Below are 15912 nucleotides of genomic sequence, written 5' to 3'. Positions count from 1 at the left end.
TTTTAGAGGCGTATGGACCTCGCCAACTCATCAATTTTGGGGCTGTTATGAAAATACAATGGATTAAACTATTGGCTTTTGGGGCACTAACTGGGCTACTTACCGCTTGTCATCACACGCCCACACCATTAGGTAAGCCTGAAAAAATATATGACTTTGATCACAAAATTCATTATGAACAAACTAAATTCAGCGATGACCACTACTTCTTAAAGATCCGATCAGATGATTACGCACATTTTACACGACAAAGCGTATTTTTATTAAGACATTCAGAAAAGCTTTGCCAAGGCATGAATGCACAATTGACCTTGCAAAAAGGTGTGCAAGACTTTGAAAGATTACCCACTCACCCTCGCGCTTATCAGCCAGATCTGCAAGCCGAAGTAAAATGCGTGCCTAGATAATAAACTTTACTGCGCTTAGCGATTAAAAGCATGCGCCTTCATCACGGTTGCAATCATTCGAAACGTATCAACCCATGCTTGGCGCAATTCAGGTGTCCAAGCATCCCCTAACCCCATTTTTAAAGTATATAAAAGCGCATTGCCTACTGGAGTAAAGTCTTTGGCCTGTACCCCATACCCCACATGCCGTTCAGCCAATTGATGAAGTAAGGGCACCAGCGCATTTATATCATCAAGCCCCCTCACTGCCACGCGCAAGGTCATCATTAACTTTTGCCCTTGGCTTTTAATATCACTTTTAAATAGCTGCTTGAGTGACGGATCGTATTGAAAGAGGGTTTGATAGAAAAGCTCTGCGGCTTCTTCTGCATGGGGCTCTATTTGTACAAAGCTACGTTGTACTAGCTTTTTTTGCCTTTCGGTGATCGACATAACTAACCTCATGTTGGTAGATGCCGAGCCATTCGACACCATTACGACAGTTCTAAAGCTAGTCGCAATAGTGTCAAAAAGCGAATAAAGACTAGTCTTTATAACCCCAAGGTGCTTTTGGCGGTGTGATCGGTTGCGTTAAATCAAAGTCAACTCTAAACTCGCGACCTTCACGCACTAAACGGTAAGTAAACTTGTCGTCATAAATGTACATTTGCCAAGTGTTGCCCATTGATTGAGGAATACCTTGGCTAACAAACAACTCTTTTGAATACTGATCAGCTGGGAATGACTGCACATTTGCAAAGCCTGCGTCGACCGTATGGCCGCCATACATGGTTGACGGGTCATCGTCGCCATTTTCTAAACGGTGGTCGTGCTTCAAACTTAAACCACTGCCTGTTTTGGTGATGATCCAAGTACGAGACGCATCTTTTCCTACATGAAAAGGCACTTGCAGCTCTTTATCGTTACAACGACGAACATGCATCACGAGTTTAGCTTCATTAAACTTGCTCGGGCCTTGGTTATCCAGCGTTACTTTACCTTGATACGCTTTACCACAATGCGCCGCAATTTTATCGAAGAATGCATCATGGGTTGGAATTGATACCAATGGCGCTGGACGCGCGATGGCTGAGCCACTAACAAGTAGCGCAAGAACGGCTAGGCTTTTTTTCATTATGCTTATCCTAAAAAAGAAAAACCAGAGAGTAATTAGCTCTCTGGTTGTATGCAAAAAAACGCGATTAACTTAGTTTTATTGCCAAGGGCGTTCAGCGGTTAAATTAGCTTCAAACGCATCAATTTGCGCATTCAATTGTTCAGTCTCACCAATAAAATCTAAGCCGCTTAATAAACGCGCTTTGATATCTGAACGTACATCAAAGTCGATGGCATCGAAATACTGACTGCGGATCTGCTGATTTTCTAAATCGATTTCAACCTGAATATCTTGATGCTGCTCGGCAATCCCAAACAAGCTATCCAATGTGTCTGCCGAAAGCGCGATACACAACATCTGGTTATTACCACAATTGTTAAAGAAAATATCTGCAAAACTTTGCGCCAAGATCACAGTAAACCCATACTGTTTTAATGCCCAAGGCGCATGCTCACGAGATGAGCCACAACCAAAGTTATCACGTGTCAGAAGTACCGAAGCGCCTTGATAACATTCTGCGTTTAACACAAATTCAGGATTTGCGCTGCCATCATCTAAATAGCGCCAGTCATAAAACAGCGCTTTATCAAAGCCGTCACGACTGGTTGAAGTTAAAAACTGCTTTGGAATGATTTGATCGGTATCGACGTTATTTTTGTCTAAAGGTGCCAATAAACCTTGATGATAAACCGCCATTACACCGCTCCTCTAATATCTGTAAAGTGACCGGCTATCGCCGCTGCTGCCGCCATCGCAGGACTCACTAAGTGAGTTCGACCACCGCGGCCCTGACGACCTTCAAAGTTACGGTTAGAGGTCGAAGCACAGCGCTTTTCAGCGCCCAACTTGTCATCGTTCATTGCAAGACACATAGAGCAGCCTGGCTCACGCCATTCAAACCCTGCCGCTTTGAAAATATCCGCTAAGCCTTCTTGTTCTGCTTGCTGTTTGACTAGACCAGAACCCGGCACTATCAAGGCTTCAACGCCAGTCGCAACCTGCTTGCCATTGACAATTTCAGCGGCCGCACGTAAATCTTCAATGCGGCTGTTAGTACAAGAACCGATAAATACGGTATCGACTTTTGCATCAGATAACTTCTGGCCCGCTTCAAGACCCATGTACTTCAACGCTGCACGCATGGCATCTGCTTTGATTAAATCGGCTTCTTCGTCAGGGTTTGGTACTCGCTCATCAATACCAATAACTTGCTCTGGGCTTGTGCCCCAAGTCACTTGTGGTTGAATATCTTGCGCATCGAGTTCAACGACTAAATCAAACTGTGCATCCTCATCTGATTTCAGTGTCTGCCAATATGCAACGGCAGCTTTGAAATCATTCCCTTTTGGTGCGAACGGACGCCCTTCAAGATACGCAAACGTCGTTTCGTCTGGTGCGATTAAACCCGCTTTGGCACCCATTTCGATGCTCATATTACACAGCGTCATGCGCGCTTCCATTGATAGCGCTTCGATGCCTTCGCCACAAAACTCTGCCACATAGCCCGTGCCACCAGCGGTGCCTAGCTTGCCAATCACAGCTAGAATTAAATCTTTTGAGGTCACGGTTGGACGCAGCACACCATTAATTTGGATCTTCAATGATTTGGCTTTTTTCTGCTGTAGTGTTTGCGTTGCTAATACGTGCTCTACTTCAGACGTGCCAATACCATGCGCTAAGGCACCGAATGCACCGTGTGTTGAGGTATGGCTATCACCACATACAATTGTAGTCCCCGGTAAGGTGATCCCCTGTTCAGGACCCATGACATGCACAATCCCTTGGTTAACCGAGTTTAAGTCATACAACTCAATACCAAAGTGGTTACAGTTTTGTGCTAGCGCCATTAACTGGTTTTTCGACACTTCACTTGCAGCATCTAGCGAACGACTCTTGGTCGAAACATTATGATCCATGGTCGCAAAAGTTTTCTCAGGGCAACGTACTTTGCGGTTATTCTCGCGCAGCCCCGCAAATGCTTGTGGTGATGTCACTTCATGTACTAAGTGACGATCAATATAAAGTAAATCGGTTTGTTCATTGATTTGTGCAACCACATGAGATTGCCAAATTTTATCGTATAAGGTCTGAGCCACTTGCTACATCCTCTTATCTTGGCCGCATGACGGTGCAGCCATCAGCCAAAATTAAATACGTGAAACGATTGCTTGTGCTACATCTTGCGTGGTGTAACCGCCTTGAGGGTAGATATCTGGTGTACCCACACCTGCAGCGACGGCTTCAGCTACCGCTTTTTCGATGGTGCGTGCTGCTTCATCTTGCCCAAGTGAATAACGTAGCATGAGTGCTGCACTCAGAATTTGTGCAATCGGATTTGCAATACCTTTACCCGCAATATCTGGCGCTGAGCCACCTGCAGGCTCATATAAACCAAAGCCTGATTGATTTAAGCTAGCCGATGGCAGTAAGCCCATAGAACCTGTGATCATCGCGCATTCGTCTGACAAGATATCGCCAAACAAGTTGTCGCAAAGTAGCACATCAAACTGGCTTGGTTGCTTCACAAGCTGCATTGCTGCATTGTCTACATAAATATAATCAAGCGTTACTTCTGGGTAGTCTTTGCTGACTTCGGTGACAACTTCGCGCCATAGTACGCTTGATGCCAATACATTAGCTTTATCAACTGAAGTAACATGGTTACTGCGAAGTCTCGCTGCTTCGAAAGCAAAACGCGCGATACGCTCAATTTCAGCTCGAGAATAACGTTGCGTGTCGAATGCAGCTTCACTCGCCCCCTCGCCTTCACGGCCTTTTTCACCAAAATAAATACCGCCTGTTAGCTCACGCACACATAAAATATCAAAGCCTTGCGCACTGATATCTGCTCGTAGAGGAGACGCGGCGCTCAGTGCAGGTAATAGCTGTGCAGGACGCAAGTTACAGAACAAACCAAAGTGCTTACGAAGTGGCAGTAAAGATGCACGCTCTGGCTGTTCGTTCGGTGGTAAATGCTCCCACTTAGGGCCACCTACTGAGCCAAATAAAATGGCATCCGCTTTTTCACATGCCGCTAAAGTAGAGTCAGGAAGCGCCGCACCAAATTCATCAATGGCAGCACCACCTATGGCATGGTGCTCACGTTGTAGCGTAAAATTAAACTTCGCGCTAACCGCATCTAATACTTGCTCGGCGGCAGACATGACTTCAGGGCCGATGCCATCTCCAGCTAAAACGGCGACTTGGTAACTTTGTTGGCTCATCCTGCTTTCCTTTGTTGTTTTAAGTCAGACACTTTTTGTGCTCTGTCAATTAAGTTATATACGCGGATCATAGCGCGTACTGAAGCTTCTACGATGTCGGCAGCAAGACCGGCGCCGTGATATTGGCGGCCATCGTATTTCGCAATAATATTTACCTGACCAAGCGAGCTTGCACCTTGGCCTGTGGCATCTAAGTTGTATTCAATCACTTCAACCGCCATGCCCGTAATGCGTTTAATGGCTTTGAATGAGGCTTCGACCGGACCATTTCCTGTGGCAGCTTCTTGCTTTGATTGCCCACCTACTGTCATGCCAATAGTCGAACTGGCGACTGATTGAGAGTTTGACGCTGAATTTACAAACTCAAGTTGGTAAGTTTCGTCTTTATCACTGATCTGATTAAAGTAGATCATGGCTTCTAGGTCATAGTCATAGACCGTGCCTTTTTGGTCCGCCAGCGCTAAGAAACTGTCATATAAGCTATCCATGTCATAGTCAGACTTTTGATAGCCTAATTCTTCTAAGCGATGCTCAATGACATGGCGACCTGAACGTGAGGTCATATTTAATTGGTTGTTTGGTACACCCACGGTTTCTGGGGCCATGATCTCGTAGGTGTTTTGTGCTTTTAACACGCCATCTTGGTGAATGCCTGAGCTGTGAGCAAAGGCATTTTCGCCGACAATGGCCTTATTCGGCTGCACAGGCATATTACAAATGGTTTCAACTTGGCGTGAAGCGCGGTAAATTTCTTCGCTGCGAATATCGGTGTAAACACCTAAATGGTCGTGACGCATCTTCATGATCATCGCCACTTCTTCTAATGAACAGTTACCCGCTCGCTCACCGATACCATTAATCGTGCATTCGATTTGTCGGGCACCGGCTTGTACTGCAGCAATCGAGTTTGCTACCGCCAAACCTAAGTCGTTATGACAATGCACACTTAAACGCGCTTGATCGATATTTGGCACGTTATTCATTAAATGGTGGATCATCGCCGCATACTCATCAGGCGTTACATAGCCCACGGTATCTGGTAAGTTGATGGTTGAAGCGCCTGCTTTAATCGCTTGCTCGACAATGCGACATAAATCCCAATGCGGAGTACGGCCTGCATCTTCACACGAAAACTCCACATCATCGGTGTAATTTCGGGCTACTTTGATTGATTTCACCGCCATCACAGTCGCATCATCTAGGCTCATGCGTAACTTGTGTTCAAGGTGTAAAGGGCTGGTTGCAATAAAGGTATGAATACGGCTTTGCTCTGCAGGACGTAATGCTTCACCGCAAGCTTCAATGTCTTTTGTCACAGCGCGGGCTAAACCACAAATCGCAGGGCCTTTAATTTCAGTGGCGATGCGCTGTACTGCCCGAAAATCTGCAGGGCTTGAAACCGGGAAACCGACTTCCATGACATCCACATTAAGGCGGCTAATGGCATGTGCAAGCTGTACTTTATCATCTTCAGTTAAGCTCGCTTTTAGCGCCTGCTCACCGTCTCTTAATGTTGTATCAAAAATCCAAACCTTATCATTCATACCTTAGCTCCTCACCCCTTTGTACCGCCCTTTGAACATCATCGCTATAAGCAAATAGTTTTAGTCAGTCTTTAGATAACAATGCAAAAACAAAAAACCCCGCAATGTGCGGGGTTTTCGTTATGCTGCATTTCACACGCACACCGCCCCGCACCGATACTTGATCAGTAAGAGGTTTAATAGCAGTGACAATTGTGTGAACTTTTTCATTTTTTTATCTGCATGTTTTGTATTTATGCTGTAACTGATGCGATTTTTAACATGCCACAACACCAGAGATCAAGCATAAACAATTCAACAAAACAGCAAAAACAGAATCAAGAAAGAAACAAAAAAGCAGATTCGGATAGCTAAAAGAATAAAAAAACCCTTAAACATAAAGGTTAAGGGTCTTTTTAAATTTGAACAGTAAACAATCGAGTAGATTAATTTTTATATGATTTTTTTATGAAGGCTTTGAATTTACTTGATGTGTGCCGTAATGGTTCGCGCCTTTGGCGATATAACGCAATTGCCAAATCAGACGCTCGGTTAATTCTTCTCGCTGTTGTACATCTTGATCAAGCGCATCTGCCCCAGCATTAAATACCAAGGTAACCATGGCTTCAGCTTGCATGTAAGCATGATTCGCATCGCAGGGAGTTTCAGCTTCTAAGTAATGCGCAAGCTCTAAAATAAAATGCTGGATCTCTCGAGCGACTGCTGCACGAAATGCTTTTGATGTGCCCGAGCGCTCTCGTAACAACAATCTAAATTGGTTACTCGACGTGTCGATGAACTCCATAAAAGTCAGCACAGAGGTATTGATCACACTGCCACCACTTGCTATTCGACGGCGTGCTTGGCGCATCAATTGGCGTAATGTTAAACCTGCTTCATCAACCATGGTTAAGCCGAGCTCATTCATGTCTTTAAAGTGTCGGTAAAACGAAGTCGGTGCAATACCAGCTTCTCTTGCCACTTCTCTTAAACTCAAATTAGAAAAACTATGCTCCGCACTGAGCTGGTTAAATGCAGCTACTATCAAGGCTTGTCGGGTTTTTTGTTTTTGTTGTGCACGAACACCTGACATATTTTCTCCCTAGAGTTTATCGATAACTTGTGCAGTCTAATACTTGACGTGATGAGAATGAAATACTATTTTAGCGTACAAGTGTACGCTGAGATTTTTTAAGATGAAAAAACCCCCTCTCATTTGGACAAATGTCTTGTTTTTTGTTCTGTCATTTTTGGCAGCCATCACCCTAGTGCCTTGGTATGGATTCACCTATGGCTTTGAAACCAGCACTTGGATAGCTTTTGTTGCCTGTATGTTTTATGCCGGTCTATCAATCACCGCGGGTTACCACCGCTTATGGGCGCACAAAACATATGAAGCTCACCCAGCAGTGCAATGGATATTTGCACTTGGCGGCGCATTCGCACTACAAAATAGCGCATTACATTGGAGTAGCGATCACCGAGTTCACCACGGTCAAGTCGATGATCCAATCAAAGACCCTTATGCCGCAACCAATGGCTTTTGGTATAGCCACATTGGTTGGATGTTGCGTGACTACCAAGGCAAAAACTATGGCGATTACAGCAATGCCAGAGACTTACAACGTAACCCTATCGTGATGTTCCAACACCGTCATTACATGAAACTTGTGTTACTAACAAATGTAGGTATTCCTTTACTGCTAGGTGCACTGTTTGGTGACATTATCGGTATGTTGTTATTGGCGGGTGTACTGAGACTGGTATTAAGTCAGCACTTTACTTTCTTTATCAACTCACTGGCGCATATTTGGGGCTCTCGCCCATATACTGAGAAAAATACCGCCCGTGATAATGGCTTTTTAGCGTTGCTCACTTACGGTGAGGGCTATCACAATTTCCATCATATTTTTGCCAGTGACTATCGCAATGGCATTCGTTGGTACCACTACGACCCAACAAAATGGATGATCCGAGCATTTGCGGCAGTTGGCCTTGCCAGCAAACTTAAACGCACGCCAGTCGAGCGTATCGAAAAAGCCAAAGCAGAAACCCTGTTACTAAAGACTAAAGTTAAGCTGGCAAAATTGCCTTTAGCGCAAGAACAGCTTACATTGTTACATCAAGAATATGATTTGCTTCTAAAAAAGTTACAAACATTTTGTGCTGCACAAAAGCAGTTTTTAGAAGCTAAAGCTGATTCCATGCGTGAGCAATGTGATACTTCGGCAATTGCCAAGCAATACAAAGAACTTGAAGCCGCTTGGCAGACGCAAAAGCAGGCATGGTTAGCACTAAATGCAAGGCTACTATCGAACGCCTAAAATGATTTGTTCGGTGATAGCCAACTCGCAAGTTGAGGAGGGGCTGTGGCCAAACAAAAAGCAGAATCGAATACAGAAAAGCCGGCGTCATTTATGTATGACGCTATTATCATAGGTTCAGGCCCTGGTGGTGAAGGTGCCGCAATGAACCTGTCTAAAAGCCACAAACGTGTTGCCGTTATCGAACGGCATAAAGCAGTTGGTGGTGGCTGCGTTCATTGGGGTACCATACCTTCAAAAGCACTCAGACACTCAGTTAGTCGCTTAATTGAATATAAACAAAATCCTCTTTTCAGCCTCACTGACAAACCACAGCGCTTGGCATTTGGTGATATTCTTAGCCATGCGAGTAATGTAATCTCCAAGCAATCGAACCTGCGTAGTAGCTTCTATGACAGAAACCGAATCGAGTTATTTCAAGGTGACGCCAGCTTTATTGACCGCTACTCAATTAAAGTGACACATGCTGACGGCTCTTATGAAGTGATCACTGCACCCATTATTGTTATTGCTACAGGCTCACGCCCATACCGTCCACCTGGTGTCGATTTCTCTCACCCTAGAATATATGACAGTGACACTATTTTAAGTCTAGAGCATGACCCTCAGCGCGTTTTAATCTATGGTGCCGGTGTTATTGGATGTGAGTATGCCTCTATCTTTAAAGGGCTTGGTGCTAAAGTTGATTTGATCAATACCCGCGATAGATTACTGGCGTTTATGGACGCGGAGATTTCTGATGCGCTAAGTTACCACTTCTGGAATAGTGGCATTGTTATTCGTCACAATGAAGAATTTGCTAAAGTTGAACCTCATGAGCATGGTGTCGTACTGCATCTGCAATCAGGAAAACGCGTACGTGCCGACTGCATTTTATTTGCCAATGGCAGAACCGGTAATACGGATAAGCTTAATCTTGCCGCTGTAGGCCTAAAAGCCGATGGCCGTGGACAATTAAAAGTTAACGATAGCTACCAAACCGAAATCGATAACATTTATGCCGTTGGTGACGTGATTGGTTATCCAAGTTTAGCCAGTGCCGCATTTGACCAGGGCCGTATCGCAGCTAAAGCCATTGTTTCAAGCGATTGCAGCGAAAAGCTGATCAATGACATTCCTGCTGGTATTTATACCATTCCTGAAATGAGTTCTGTGGGCAAAACAGAGCAAGAGCTAACAGCAGCTAAAATCCCTTACGAGGTCGGGAGAGCCCAGTTTAAGCACCTTGCGCGTGCGCAGATCACAGGCACACAAGTGGGTAGCTTGAAGCTGTTATTCCACTCAGAAACTAAAGAGATTTTAGGAGTTCACTGCTTCGGTGAGCGTGCCTCAGAAATCGTTCACATCGGCCAAGCAATTATGGAACAAAAAGGCCCAGGTAATAACATCGAGTACTTTGTTAATACCACCTTTAACTACCCAACCATGGCTGAAGCCTATCGTGTAGCTGCATTGAATGGTTTAAACCGATTAAGTGACTAAGTAACTCACTACATAAAAATGCAAAAACCCGATAAACTTAGTTTATCGGGTTTTTTATTCACTCAGTTTTGGCTTATGCCATCAATTGACTTAAAGGCTCCATGCCCCACAAGAAAATTAATACCGCAGCGAACAGAGCAAAGATGATATAAGCTATCCAACCAGCCTTCATTTTTGGCTGTTGCAAGCTCGATTCTACTGTTCCTGTTAAAAGCGTTTTGATGAGGTTTTTACCTTTAAAACGATAGGCAATGATAGCCAAGATATGTAATGCAATTGCGGCAATTATAAAATCGATATTACTGTGGTGTATTGACCCTGCTAACTCAACAAGATCATAACTGACATACTGTACCAAAGGGCCATCCACAAGAATATCATCTGTGGTAAATAACCCTGTGACGAGTTGTAGAAGGATCAACACAAAAAACAGCACAACCATCAGGCTGCCTGCGGCATTGTGACCAACTCTGTCTTCTTTGCCTTTTAATGCATTAACAACCTTTGTAGGATGATTAATCAACTTGCTTAGCCTAGCTGTTTCACTACCAATTACACCCCAAATTAATCGGGCTAACATCAGTGCTAACAACACATAACCAGTAACAAAGTGTAACTCTAACCAGCCTTCTTCACCACTGATATACAGCACACCTAACGCAATAACCAACAACCAGTGAAAGCCTCGAATAAAGCCATCCCAAACCTTAACTTTGCCCATATTAATCTCAAACTATTTTATGCCATGCGCACCATTATGACGTACTGCGGGAGCGTGTCTAGATAGTTGAGATTTAACGCAGAGTTACTTCCAGCACCGACTTTGAGCTAAGCGGTGAACTAGCTACAAACAGTGCACTTTGTTTAATCAATGTCTCCAAACTCATCATCACCTAAGCATTCGCGTAAGCGCTTTTGTTCAAAATAATCTTCTAACCTTTTTCGAGCACGGCGCTTTTGAATGCTAGAAGACTCTGTATTTAAATCATCTAGCTCCGCACCAAACTCATCATCAATAGGCGCATCTTCAGAAAAGGAATTACGCATGGTGACAACCTCATGACTATAAGCACAATACTGAATTAATAATTAGCTCGATTTTTTAGGTTTGCAAACTTTACGATGCGACTTAGCATGGAGACCTCAATGTTAAAAATCGTAATAATTGGTTAAATAAACCACTTTTATTTTTATTTTAGCTATAAGCACACTTACAAAAAGAAGACAAAAAACGTAACAATATGAATTTAAATAACTTTAATTTTTGGCATTCATCTTGATAAGTAATCATCGAGTCTATCAACAGGAATGATAATTATGAAAAAGTTTATGCTAGCAACAACGCTAATTTTAAGTACTTCAACAATCGCACATGAAGATCATGGTATTCAAATTAGCAGCGACCAGTGCCAAGTCGATTTCCAGAATGATGTTCGCATCACGCCAAATCAACTACAGATCACTGCAGAGAATAATAAACAACTAACGATTGACAGCTATGGTGAGCTTTATGTTGATGGACAAGCAATCACACTAACCTATGATCAAAAAACAGCCCTAGCGAATTATGCAGATTCACTCAGAGTACAACTACCACAAGTAGCAAATATCGCTCTTGACGGCGTAAAGCTTGCTGGTGTTGCATTGGATGAAGTAGCGCAAGCGTTCAACCTACAAGGACTAGAGTCTCTTAACGGTCTGATGGATGAACTACACGTTGAGATCAGTGATACCTTCTATCAACAAGGTGCATTTGTCATGGGCGAAAAGACCTTTCATGAGTTCGGAGAAAATTTTGATAACCACTTTGAAACTCACATAGAAGAAGCCGTCGAGTCAGCCATGATGGAATCAATCGGCAGTATCTTAATGATGGTCGGCTCTGAAATGGTCAGCTCAGGCGGCGACATGGAAAGCTTTGAAGCGCGCATGGAAAACATGGGCAAACAAATTGAAGAAAAAGTACAATTACAAGCAAAGCAAATTGAAGAACAAGCAAATGGCTTATGCGATAAATTTGAAGGTATTGCACATGCAGAAACTAATTTAGTTGCGCAGATCCCAGCAATGAATGGCTATCAGCTTTTCAACTTTAAATCTAAATAAGCATTATTCGATTACAGTATTAATTATCTCCCTTTATGAGCTGACTAATGTCAGCTCTCTTTTATAACCTCATCTTAAGTGCGCCTCGACAGACTTTAACGACTGCGGGTGTCTCTCCTATCATTTCGCCATCAGCTTCAACTAACAGATCAGGATCAGAGATTTCATACTCCATCAACTCACTGACCTCAAGATGAGATGACTTTTCATGCTGATGTACTAGCATCAGTGAAAAGCTCCAAAGTCTACTCAGTAAAGACTCAGCCCTAAAATGCAACATTAATAGCTTACCATTATCAATCCTAGCACTCGGCGCCACTTTTAGGCCTGCAGCAAAAAACTGGCCATTTGCAAATACACGCATCAAAGAAGGGTCATGCGATGAAGTGTGTTTAAAGCTAAACAAATGCTTAATGCCTGCAAAAATATAGCTCAGCTTATGACGGGTTTGAAACGTATTAATATCTTTTACAACTGCAGCATTAAACCCTATACCAGCAACATTAATGAAAAACCGCTGATTGACTTTACCCAAATCTAATAACCTATAAGATTCAGAAAAGACCAAGGCTCGCCATTGCTGTGTAGAATACCCGAACTGCCTTACAAAATCGTTACCCGTGCCAGCTGGCAGCACAGCAAGCGAAACAGGTGAATTCGCCAATGCATTCGCGGCCAAATGCAATGTCCCATCACCACCAACTGCAACAACCGTTTCTACTTCTGCTAGCTTTTTCTTGATAGCGGTGACATCTGTCTCAAAACACCCTGATGTAAAAAACCATTGATTTTTGAGCCCTCTTTTTACACATTCTTCTTCTAACCATTTAACCTGCGCTTCTATAAAAGGCGAATCACTTGGCTTTACAACAACGAGCATAAAATTAATTAACCTAGCTTATTAAATAATTATTCACAAAGAACCGAGAAAGCCCTTAAACCATGAAAAATAGATAAGAATAACTATTCAAGAACAATAATATAAAACACAATTCATTAGAAAAACTTATCCGAAAACAGCAATTTTTATTGTTTTTAAATTAACCAAATCGAATGCAAAATACACTCAATCAAGCATTACTCACTTACATAACTTAGGAGCTCATCATGATCCAGACAGCTGCGGCGTGCAGCAACACGCAACCTCGCTTAAAGAAATCAACGATTAAAAAGCCAAGCTTTAGCTGGCAGTCTCTTTTTGCAGTCTGCGCGCAAAAACTGTCAACGGCTCATATGGCTCAATATAAGTAACCGTTTAAAGCGCTTATCTTTTTGATTTCACTATACACAATTTAACCGATGTGGCCATTTAAGCTAAAAAAAAGAATTTTTTCTTTAATTTTAGGTTAATTTTTAGGCAAACAAATCAAAAGCTATTTACAGCGGCATAATCGCTGAGTATTATCTTTGTCCATGGAGAGATGGCTGAGTGGTTGAAAGCACCGGTCTTGAAAACCGGCATACGTTAATAGCGTATCTAGGGTTCAAATCCCTATCTCTCCGCCACATTTAAAGTTTGCGCCGGAGAGGTGGCCGAGTGGCTGAAGGCGCTCCCCTGCTAAGGGAGTATAGGGTTTGTAGCCCTATCGAGGGTTCGAATCCCTCCTTCTCCGCCATTAACTTGTATTAAAACCGCTTAACAGCGGTTTTTTTATGCCTGAATTTTAGTCACATTAAATCCATAAACGATTGATATTCCTTCTTTGTTCAACAAGCTATTTTAACGTGAGTAAAGCAACTAAACAGAAAGTGCTTTATTAATGTATTAAGTCACTGTTCTACATAACAGGTTCATTTTCACTATGCTTGAATAAATTTTCAATAAGATGCAAACTGACTGAAAAAAGAGCGAAACACGTTATGCAAAAAGCCATTGTCTTCACAGCTGTTTTATTCGTTTTATCAGCCTGTGGTCAAACTGATGAAATGAACAATACCGAACAGGCAAAACCACAGAGCGCTGAAAAAGTGAGCTCTACAACGGAAGATAAGCCTGCGTCTGCACCTAAAGTGACCGAGCTTTCAAACGTAGATAAAACTGAGCTAGGTTTAGAAAAGGTATCTCAAGAAGCTTTAAACTCTCTTAGAGCTGATATAAGCGCAATAGAGAAAAACAATGAGTGTGATTCCAATGCACAATGTAAGGTAATAGCTGCTGGCAATCGAGCTTGCGGTGGTCCTAGCCACTATATGCTTTACTCAACTAAAACTACAACTGATGAGACAGCCAAAACTGTTGCAGATAAACTGACAAAGTATGAGAGTCTATATAATGCGCAATCAGGTATGCAAAGCATCTGCGCCATGTTAACTAAGCCGACGACACAATGTATCAATAACAAGTGTGTTACACTAAACGACAGTACTTATATCGCGCAATAAAAGGAACATACATGAAAACAGTTTTGGCCCTAGTTATATCAATTCTGCTCATGTTATCAGGCTGTCAGTCCCCAGCAGGTACTCAGTTCGAAGAGAGCAACACCCTGAAAGCTTATGTAGCTGATCTAAGCTGTGATGCGAGCTTTCAATGCAAAGTAATAGGTGTAGGTGAGAGAGCAGCGTGTGGTGGCCCAAGTAATTATGTTGTGTTTTCGACTAAGAATGTTGATGAAAATGAAGTAGAACGCTTGGCTGATGCTGAAACTACACAAGAGCGAATACTGAACGAAAGACAACCCCCTGATGAAACTTGCAAACAAGTTCTTCCTATTCAATCTCTCTGTATTAAGAGCAAGTGTGAGAGCTTTACAATAAGTAACTAAAATAGCAAAGCCCCTATTGCTGACAATGTCATTATCAATAGGGCGCACCCTCCAGCTTTATAGATCAGCGTTTGATCCATATCTTTATGAACCCAGTAGCGATAAATAAAACGCGCAAAATAACTCGCTGATGTGCCGAATAAAGCAAACATAACAAGTAAATAAATTAAATATATCGACACACATCAAGCCTTTTCTAAATACCTCTTAAGCATAGCCATTAGTTAAGCTTGTTTCAAATTAGGTGCAAAGTTAATGACTGCGAGCAAAGCGAGTACATTTGCTTTACGCAAGGTGAAGTGAGCTAGTTTAACTGGAGTTAAGGCCGTCTAGATTAAGCTCGGTGAAGGTTGTTCATTTCACCTTGCGCAGAAGTTTCCGCTTTATCACTTCGTGATGCGAAAATTCTTCACACAGCAAAAAACCCGCTGCATTTGTGCAACGCGTTTCTTTAAGTGCTCGGGGGCGCCAAGCTGGGGCAAACTTTGCTTGCGATGTTCTACTTTCACATGGACGAAATGAGACCGAAGCGAAGCTTCGCAGTTCATTGAGATGAGTGCATGGAGGCATGATGGGATCCAGCTTCATGGATGAATGTAGTGCAAAGTGTTAACGACAATGAACAAAGCGAATACGTTTACTTTGCGCAAGGTGAGATAAGCTATTTTAGCTAAAGCTGAGGGGGTATGTTTCAGAGTGATAAAAGAGGCTGCTGTGAAGACAGCTCACTTCACCTTGCGCTAATTCGTCTTTTTACCACCGAGCATTGCCTCATCACCATGCAGGACGATTTAGCACCCTAAACGCAAAAAACCCGCTGCATTGCTGCAACGGGTTTCTTTAATTGTCCGGGGCAACCTTTGCTGGCGATGTTCTACTTTCACATGGACGAAATGAGACCGAAGCGTAGCTTCGCAGTTCGTTGAGATGAGCGCATGGATGCGCGATGGGACCCAGCTTTAGGGATGAATAGGCAAACGAGGTT

General features: G+C 43.0%; 18 protein-coding genes and 2 tRNA genes. 9 read left to right on the top strand and 11 right to left on the bottom strand.

What is annotated here, in order from left to right; all coding sequences use genetic code 11:
• Positions 1-47 precede the first annotated feature (47 nt).
• Positions 48-407 carry a hypothetical protein gene (locus tag ABMY35_RS04285; protein WP_349285160.1) on the top strand — a complete coding sequence of 120 codons (360 nt, stop codon included), beginning with the start codon at positions 48-50 and terminating at the stop codon, positions 405-407.
• A 15-nt stretch (positions 408-422) separates the two neighbouring features.
• Here the strand turns inward: ABMY35_RS04285 and ABMY35_RS04280 are convergent, their stop codons facing one another.
• The 7 genes from ABMY35_RS04280 to fabR form a co-directional block, all read right to left on the bottom strand.
• The gene (locus ABMY35_RS04280; RefSeq protein WP_349285159.1) at positions 423-839 is read right to left on the bottom strand and encodes a globin family protein; all 417 of its coding nucleotides are present in this window, start codon (positions 837-839) and stop codon (positions 423-425) included.
• A gap of 91 nt (positions 840-930) precedes the next feature.
• Positions 931-1521 carry a hypothetical protein gene (locus ABMY35_RS04275; protein ID WP_349285158.1) on the bottom strand — a complete coding sequence of 197 codons (591 nt, stop codon included), beginning with the start codon at positions 1519-1521 and terminating at the stop codon, positions 931-933.
• Between the two features lie 78 nt (positions 1522-1599).
• On the bottom strand, positions 1600-2199 hold the full coding sequence (leuD, locus tag ABMY35_RS04270) for a 3-isopropylmalate dehydratase small subunit (RefSeq protein WP_349285157.1): 600 nt from the start codon (positions 2197-2199) through the stop codon (positions 1600-1602).
• Positions 2199-3599, bottom strand: coding sequence for a 3-isopropylmalate dehydratase large subunit (gene leuC / locus ABMY35_RS04265; RefSeq protein WP_349285156.1), 1401 nt, complete (start codon positions 3597-3599; stop codon positions 2199-2201). The genes leuD and leuC overlap by 1 nt, the downstream gene beginning before the upstream one ends.
• A gap of 51 nt (positions 3600-3650) precedes the next feature.
• The gene (gene leuB / locus ABMY35_RS04260) at positions 3651-4727 is read right to left on the bottom strand and encodes a 3-isopropylmalate dehydrogenase (protein ID WP_138480089.1); all 1077 of its coding nucleotides are present in this window, start codon (positions 4725-4727) and stop codon (positions 3651-3653) included.
• On the bottom strand, positions 4724-6271 hold the full coding sequence (leuA, locus tag ABMY35_RS04255) for a 2-isopropylmalate synthase (protein ID WP_349285155.1): 1548 nt from the start codon (positions 6269-6271) through the stop codon (positions 4724-4726). The genes leuB and leuA overlap by 4 nt, the downstream gene beginning before the upstream one ends.
• A gap of 445 nt (positions 6272-6716) precedes the next feature.
• Positions 6717-7343, bottom strand: a complete 627-nt coding sequence (gene fabR, locus ABMY35_RS04250) for an HTH-type transcriptional repressor FabR (RefSeq protein ID WP_130256015.1) — start codon at positions 7341-7343, stop codon at positions 6717-6719.
• Between the two features lie 103 nt (positions 7344-7446).
• Between fabR and ABMY35_RS04245 the strand changes: the two genes are divergently transcribed.
• Both ABMY35_RS04245 and sthA read left to right on the top strand, forming a co-directional pair.
• Entirely contained in the window at positions 7447-8574 is a 1128-nt protein-coding gene (locus ABMY35_RS04245; RefSeq protein ID WP_349285154.1) for a fatty acid desaturase, read from the top strand.
• Positions 8575-8667: 93 nt separating this feature from the next.
• Complete coding sequence (sthA, locus tag ABMY35_RS04240) at positions 8668-10056, top strand: Si-specific NAD(P)(+) transhydrogenase (protein ID WP_349285249.1); 1389 nt, start codon at positions 8668-8670, stop codon at positions 10054-10056.
• A 73-nt stretch (positions 10057-10129) separates the two neighbouring features.
• Here sthA and ABMY35_RS04235 read toward each other — a convergent pair whose 3' ends face one another.
• Both ABMY35_RS04235 and ABMY35_RS04230 read right to left on the bottom strand, forming a co-directional pair.
• A complete protein-coding gene (locus ABMY35_RS04235; protein WP_349285153.1) occupies positions 10130-10777 on the bottom strand; it encodes a cytochrome b/b6 domain-containing protein in 648 nt (215 codons plus the stop codon).
• A 143-nt stretch (positions 10778-10920) separates the two neighbouring features.
• The gene (locus ABMY35_RS04230; RefSeq protein ID WP_138480097.1) at positions 10921-11103 is read right to left on the bottom strand and encodes a hypothetical protein; all 183 of its coding nucleotides are present in this window, start codon (positions 11101-11103) and stop codon (positions 10921-10923) included.
• 270 nt (positions 11104-11373) lie between these two features.
• Here ABMY35_RS04230 and ABMY35_RS04225 point away from each other — a divergent pair, with 270 nt between their 5' ends.
• Positions 11374-12162: a YggN family protein gene (locus tag ABMY35_RS04225; protein ID WP_349285152.1), complete on the top strand. Its 789-nt coding sequence runs from the start codon at positions 11374-11376 to the stop codon at positions 12160-12162.
• A gap of 61 nt (positions 12163-12223) precedes the next feature.
• Here ABMY35_RS04225 and ABMY35_RS04220 read toward each other — a convergent pair whose 3' ends face one another.
• Positions 12224-13042, bottom strand: a complete 819-nt coding sequence (locus tag ABMY35_RS04220; protein ID WP_349285151.1) for a diacylglycerol kinase family protein — start codon at positions 13040-13042, stop codon at positions 12224-12226.
• A 227-nt stretch (positions 13043-13269) separates the two neighbouring features.
• Here ABMY35_RS04220 and ABMY35_RS04215 point away from each other — a divergent pair, with 227 nt between their 5' ends.
• The 5 genes from ABMY35_RS04215 (at position 13270) to ABMY35_RS04195 (ending at position 14927) form a co-directional block, all read left to right on the top strand.
• A complete protein-coding gene (locus tag ABMY35_RS04215) occupies positions 13270-13413 on the top strand; it encodes a hypothetical protein (protein WP_171040822.1) in 144 nt (47 codons plus the stop codon).
• A gap of 164 nt (positions 13414-13577) precedes the next feature.
• A tRNA-Ser gene (locus ABMY35_RS04210) sits at positions 13578-13668 on the top strand.
• Between the two features lie 17 nt (positions 13669-13685).
• Positions 13686-13778: transfer RNA gene (locus ABMY35_RS04205), tRNA-Ser, on the top strand.
• A 244-nt stretch (positions 13779-14022) separates the two neighbouring features.
• Positions 14023-14544 carry a hypothetical protein gene (locus ABMY35_RS04200; RefSeq protein ID WP_349285150.1) on the top strand — a complete coding sequence of 174 codons (522 nt, stop codon included), beginning with the start codon at positions 14023-14025 and terminating at the stop codon, positions 14542-14544.
• An 11-nt stretch (positions 14545-14555) separates the two neighbouring features.
• Positions 14556-14927, top strand: coding sequence for a hypothetical protein (locus ABMY35_RS04195; RefSeq protein WP_349285149.1), 372 nt, complete (start codon positions 14556-14558; stop codon positions 14925-14927).
• Here ABMY35_RS04195 and ABMY35_RS04190 read toward each other — a convergent pair.
• The gene (locus ABMY35_RS04190) at positions 14924-15109 is read right to left on the bottom strand and encodes a hypothetical protein (RefSeq protein WP_349285148.1); all 186 of its coding nucleotides are present in this window, start codon (positions 15107-15109) and stop codon (positions 14924-14926) included. The two genes, ABMY35_RS04195 and ABMY35_RS04190, sit on opposite strands and share 4 nt — an antisense overlap.
• Positions 15110-15912: the final 803 nt, after the last annotated feature.

Origin of the sequence: Pseudoalteromonas sp. BZB3 (assembly GCF_040104455.1) — a bacterium.
Classification (GTDB): Bacteria; Pseudomonadota; Gammaproteobacteria; order Enterobacterales; family Alteromonadaceae; genus Pseudoalteromonas.
This window is presented reverse-complemented; position numbering and strand designations above follow the sequence as displayed.

Excerpts from the sequence above, each read along its gene's own strand:
- ABMY35_RS04225 (WP_349285152.1), top strand. The coding sequence starts at position 11,374 with ATGAAAAAGTTTATGCTAGCAACAACGCTAATTTTAAGTACTTCAACA.
- ABMY35_RS04235 (WP_349285153.1), bottom strand. The coding sequence starts at position 10,777 with ATGGGCAAAGTTAAGGTTTGGGATGGCTTTATTCGAGGCTTTCACTGG.
- ABMY35_RS04275 (WP_349285158.1), bottom strand. The coding sequence starts at position 1,521 with ATGAAAAAAAGCCTAGCCGTTCTTGCGCTACTTGTTAGTGGCTCAGCC.
- ABMY35_RS04230 (WP_138480097.1), bottom strand. The coding sequence starts at position 11,103 with ATGCGTAATTCCTTTTCTGAAGATGCGCCTATTGATGATGAGTTTGGT.
- leuA (WP_349285155.1), bottom strand. The coding sequence starts at position 6,271 with ATGAATGATAAGGTTTGGATTTTTGATACAACATTAAGAGACGGTGAG.
- sthA (WP_349285249.1), top strand. The coding sequence starts at position 8,668 with ATGTATGACGCTATTATCATAGGTTCAGGCCCTGGTGGTGAAGGTGCC.
- ABMY35_RS04220 (WP_349285151.1), bottom strand. The coding sequence starts at position 13,042 with ATGCTCGTTGTTGTAAAGCCAAGTGATTCGCCTTTTATAGAAGCGCAG.
- leuD (WP_349285157.1), bottom strand. The coding sequence starts at position 2,199 with ATGGCGGTTTATCATCAAGGTTTATTGGCACCTTTAGACAAAAATAAC.
- fabR (WP_130256015.1), bottom strand. The coding sequence starts at position 7,343 with ATGTCAGGTGTTCGTGCACAACAAAAACAAAAAACCCGACAAGCCTTG.
- ABMY35_RS04195 (WP_349285149.1), top strand. The coding sequence starts at position 14,556 with ATGAAAACAGTTTTGGCCCTAGTTATATCAATTCTGCTCATGTTATCA.
- ABMY35_RS04200 (WP_349285150.1), top strand. The coding sequence starts at position 14,023 with ATGCAAAAAGCCATTGTCTTCACAGCTGTTTTATTCGTTTTATCAGCC.
- ABMY35_RS04245 (WP_349285154.1), top strand. The coding sequence starts at position 7,447 with ATGAAAAAACCCCCTCTCATTTGGACAAATGTCTTGTTTTTTGTTCTG.
- ABMY35_RS04280 (WP_349285159.1), bottom strand. The coding sequence starts at position 839 with ATGTCGATCACCGAAAGGCAAAAAAAGCTAGTACAACGTAGCTTTGTA.
- leuB (WP_138480089.1), bottom strand. The coding sequence starts at position 4,727 with ATGAGCCAACAAAGTTACCAAGTCGCCGTTTTAGCTGGAGATGGCATC.
- ABMY35_RS04215 (WP_171040822.1), top strand. The coding sequence starts at position 13,270 with ATGATCCAGACAGCTGCGGCGTGCAGCAACACGCAACCTCGCTTAAAG.
- ABMY35_RS04285 (WP_349285160.1), top strand. The coding sequence starts at position 48 with ATGAAAATACAATGGATTAAACTATTGGCTTTTGGGGCACTAACTGGG.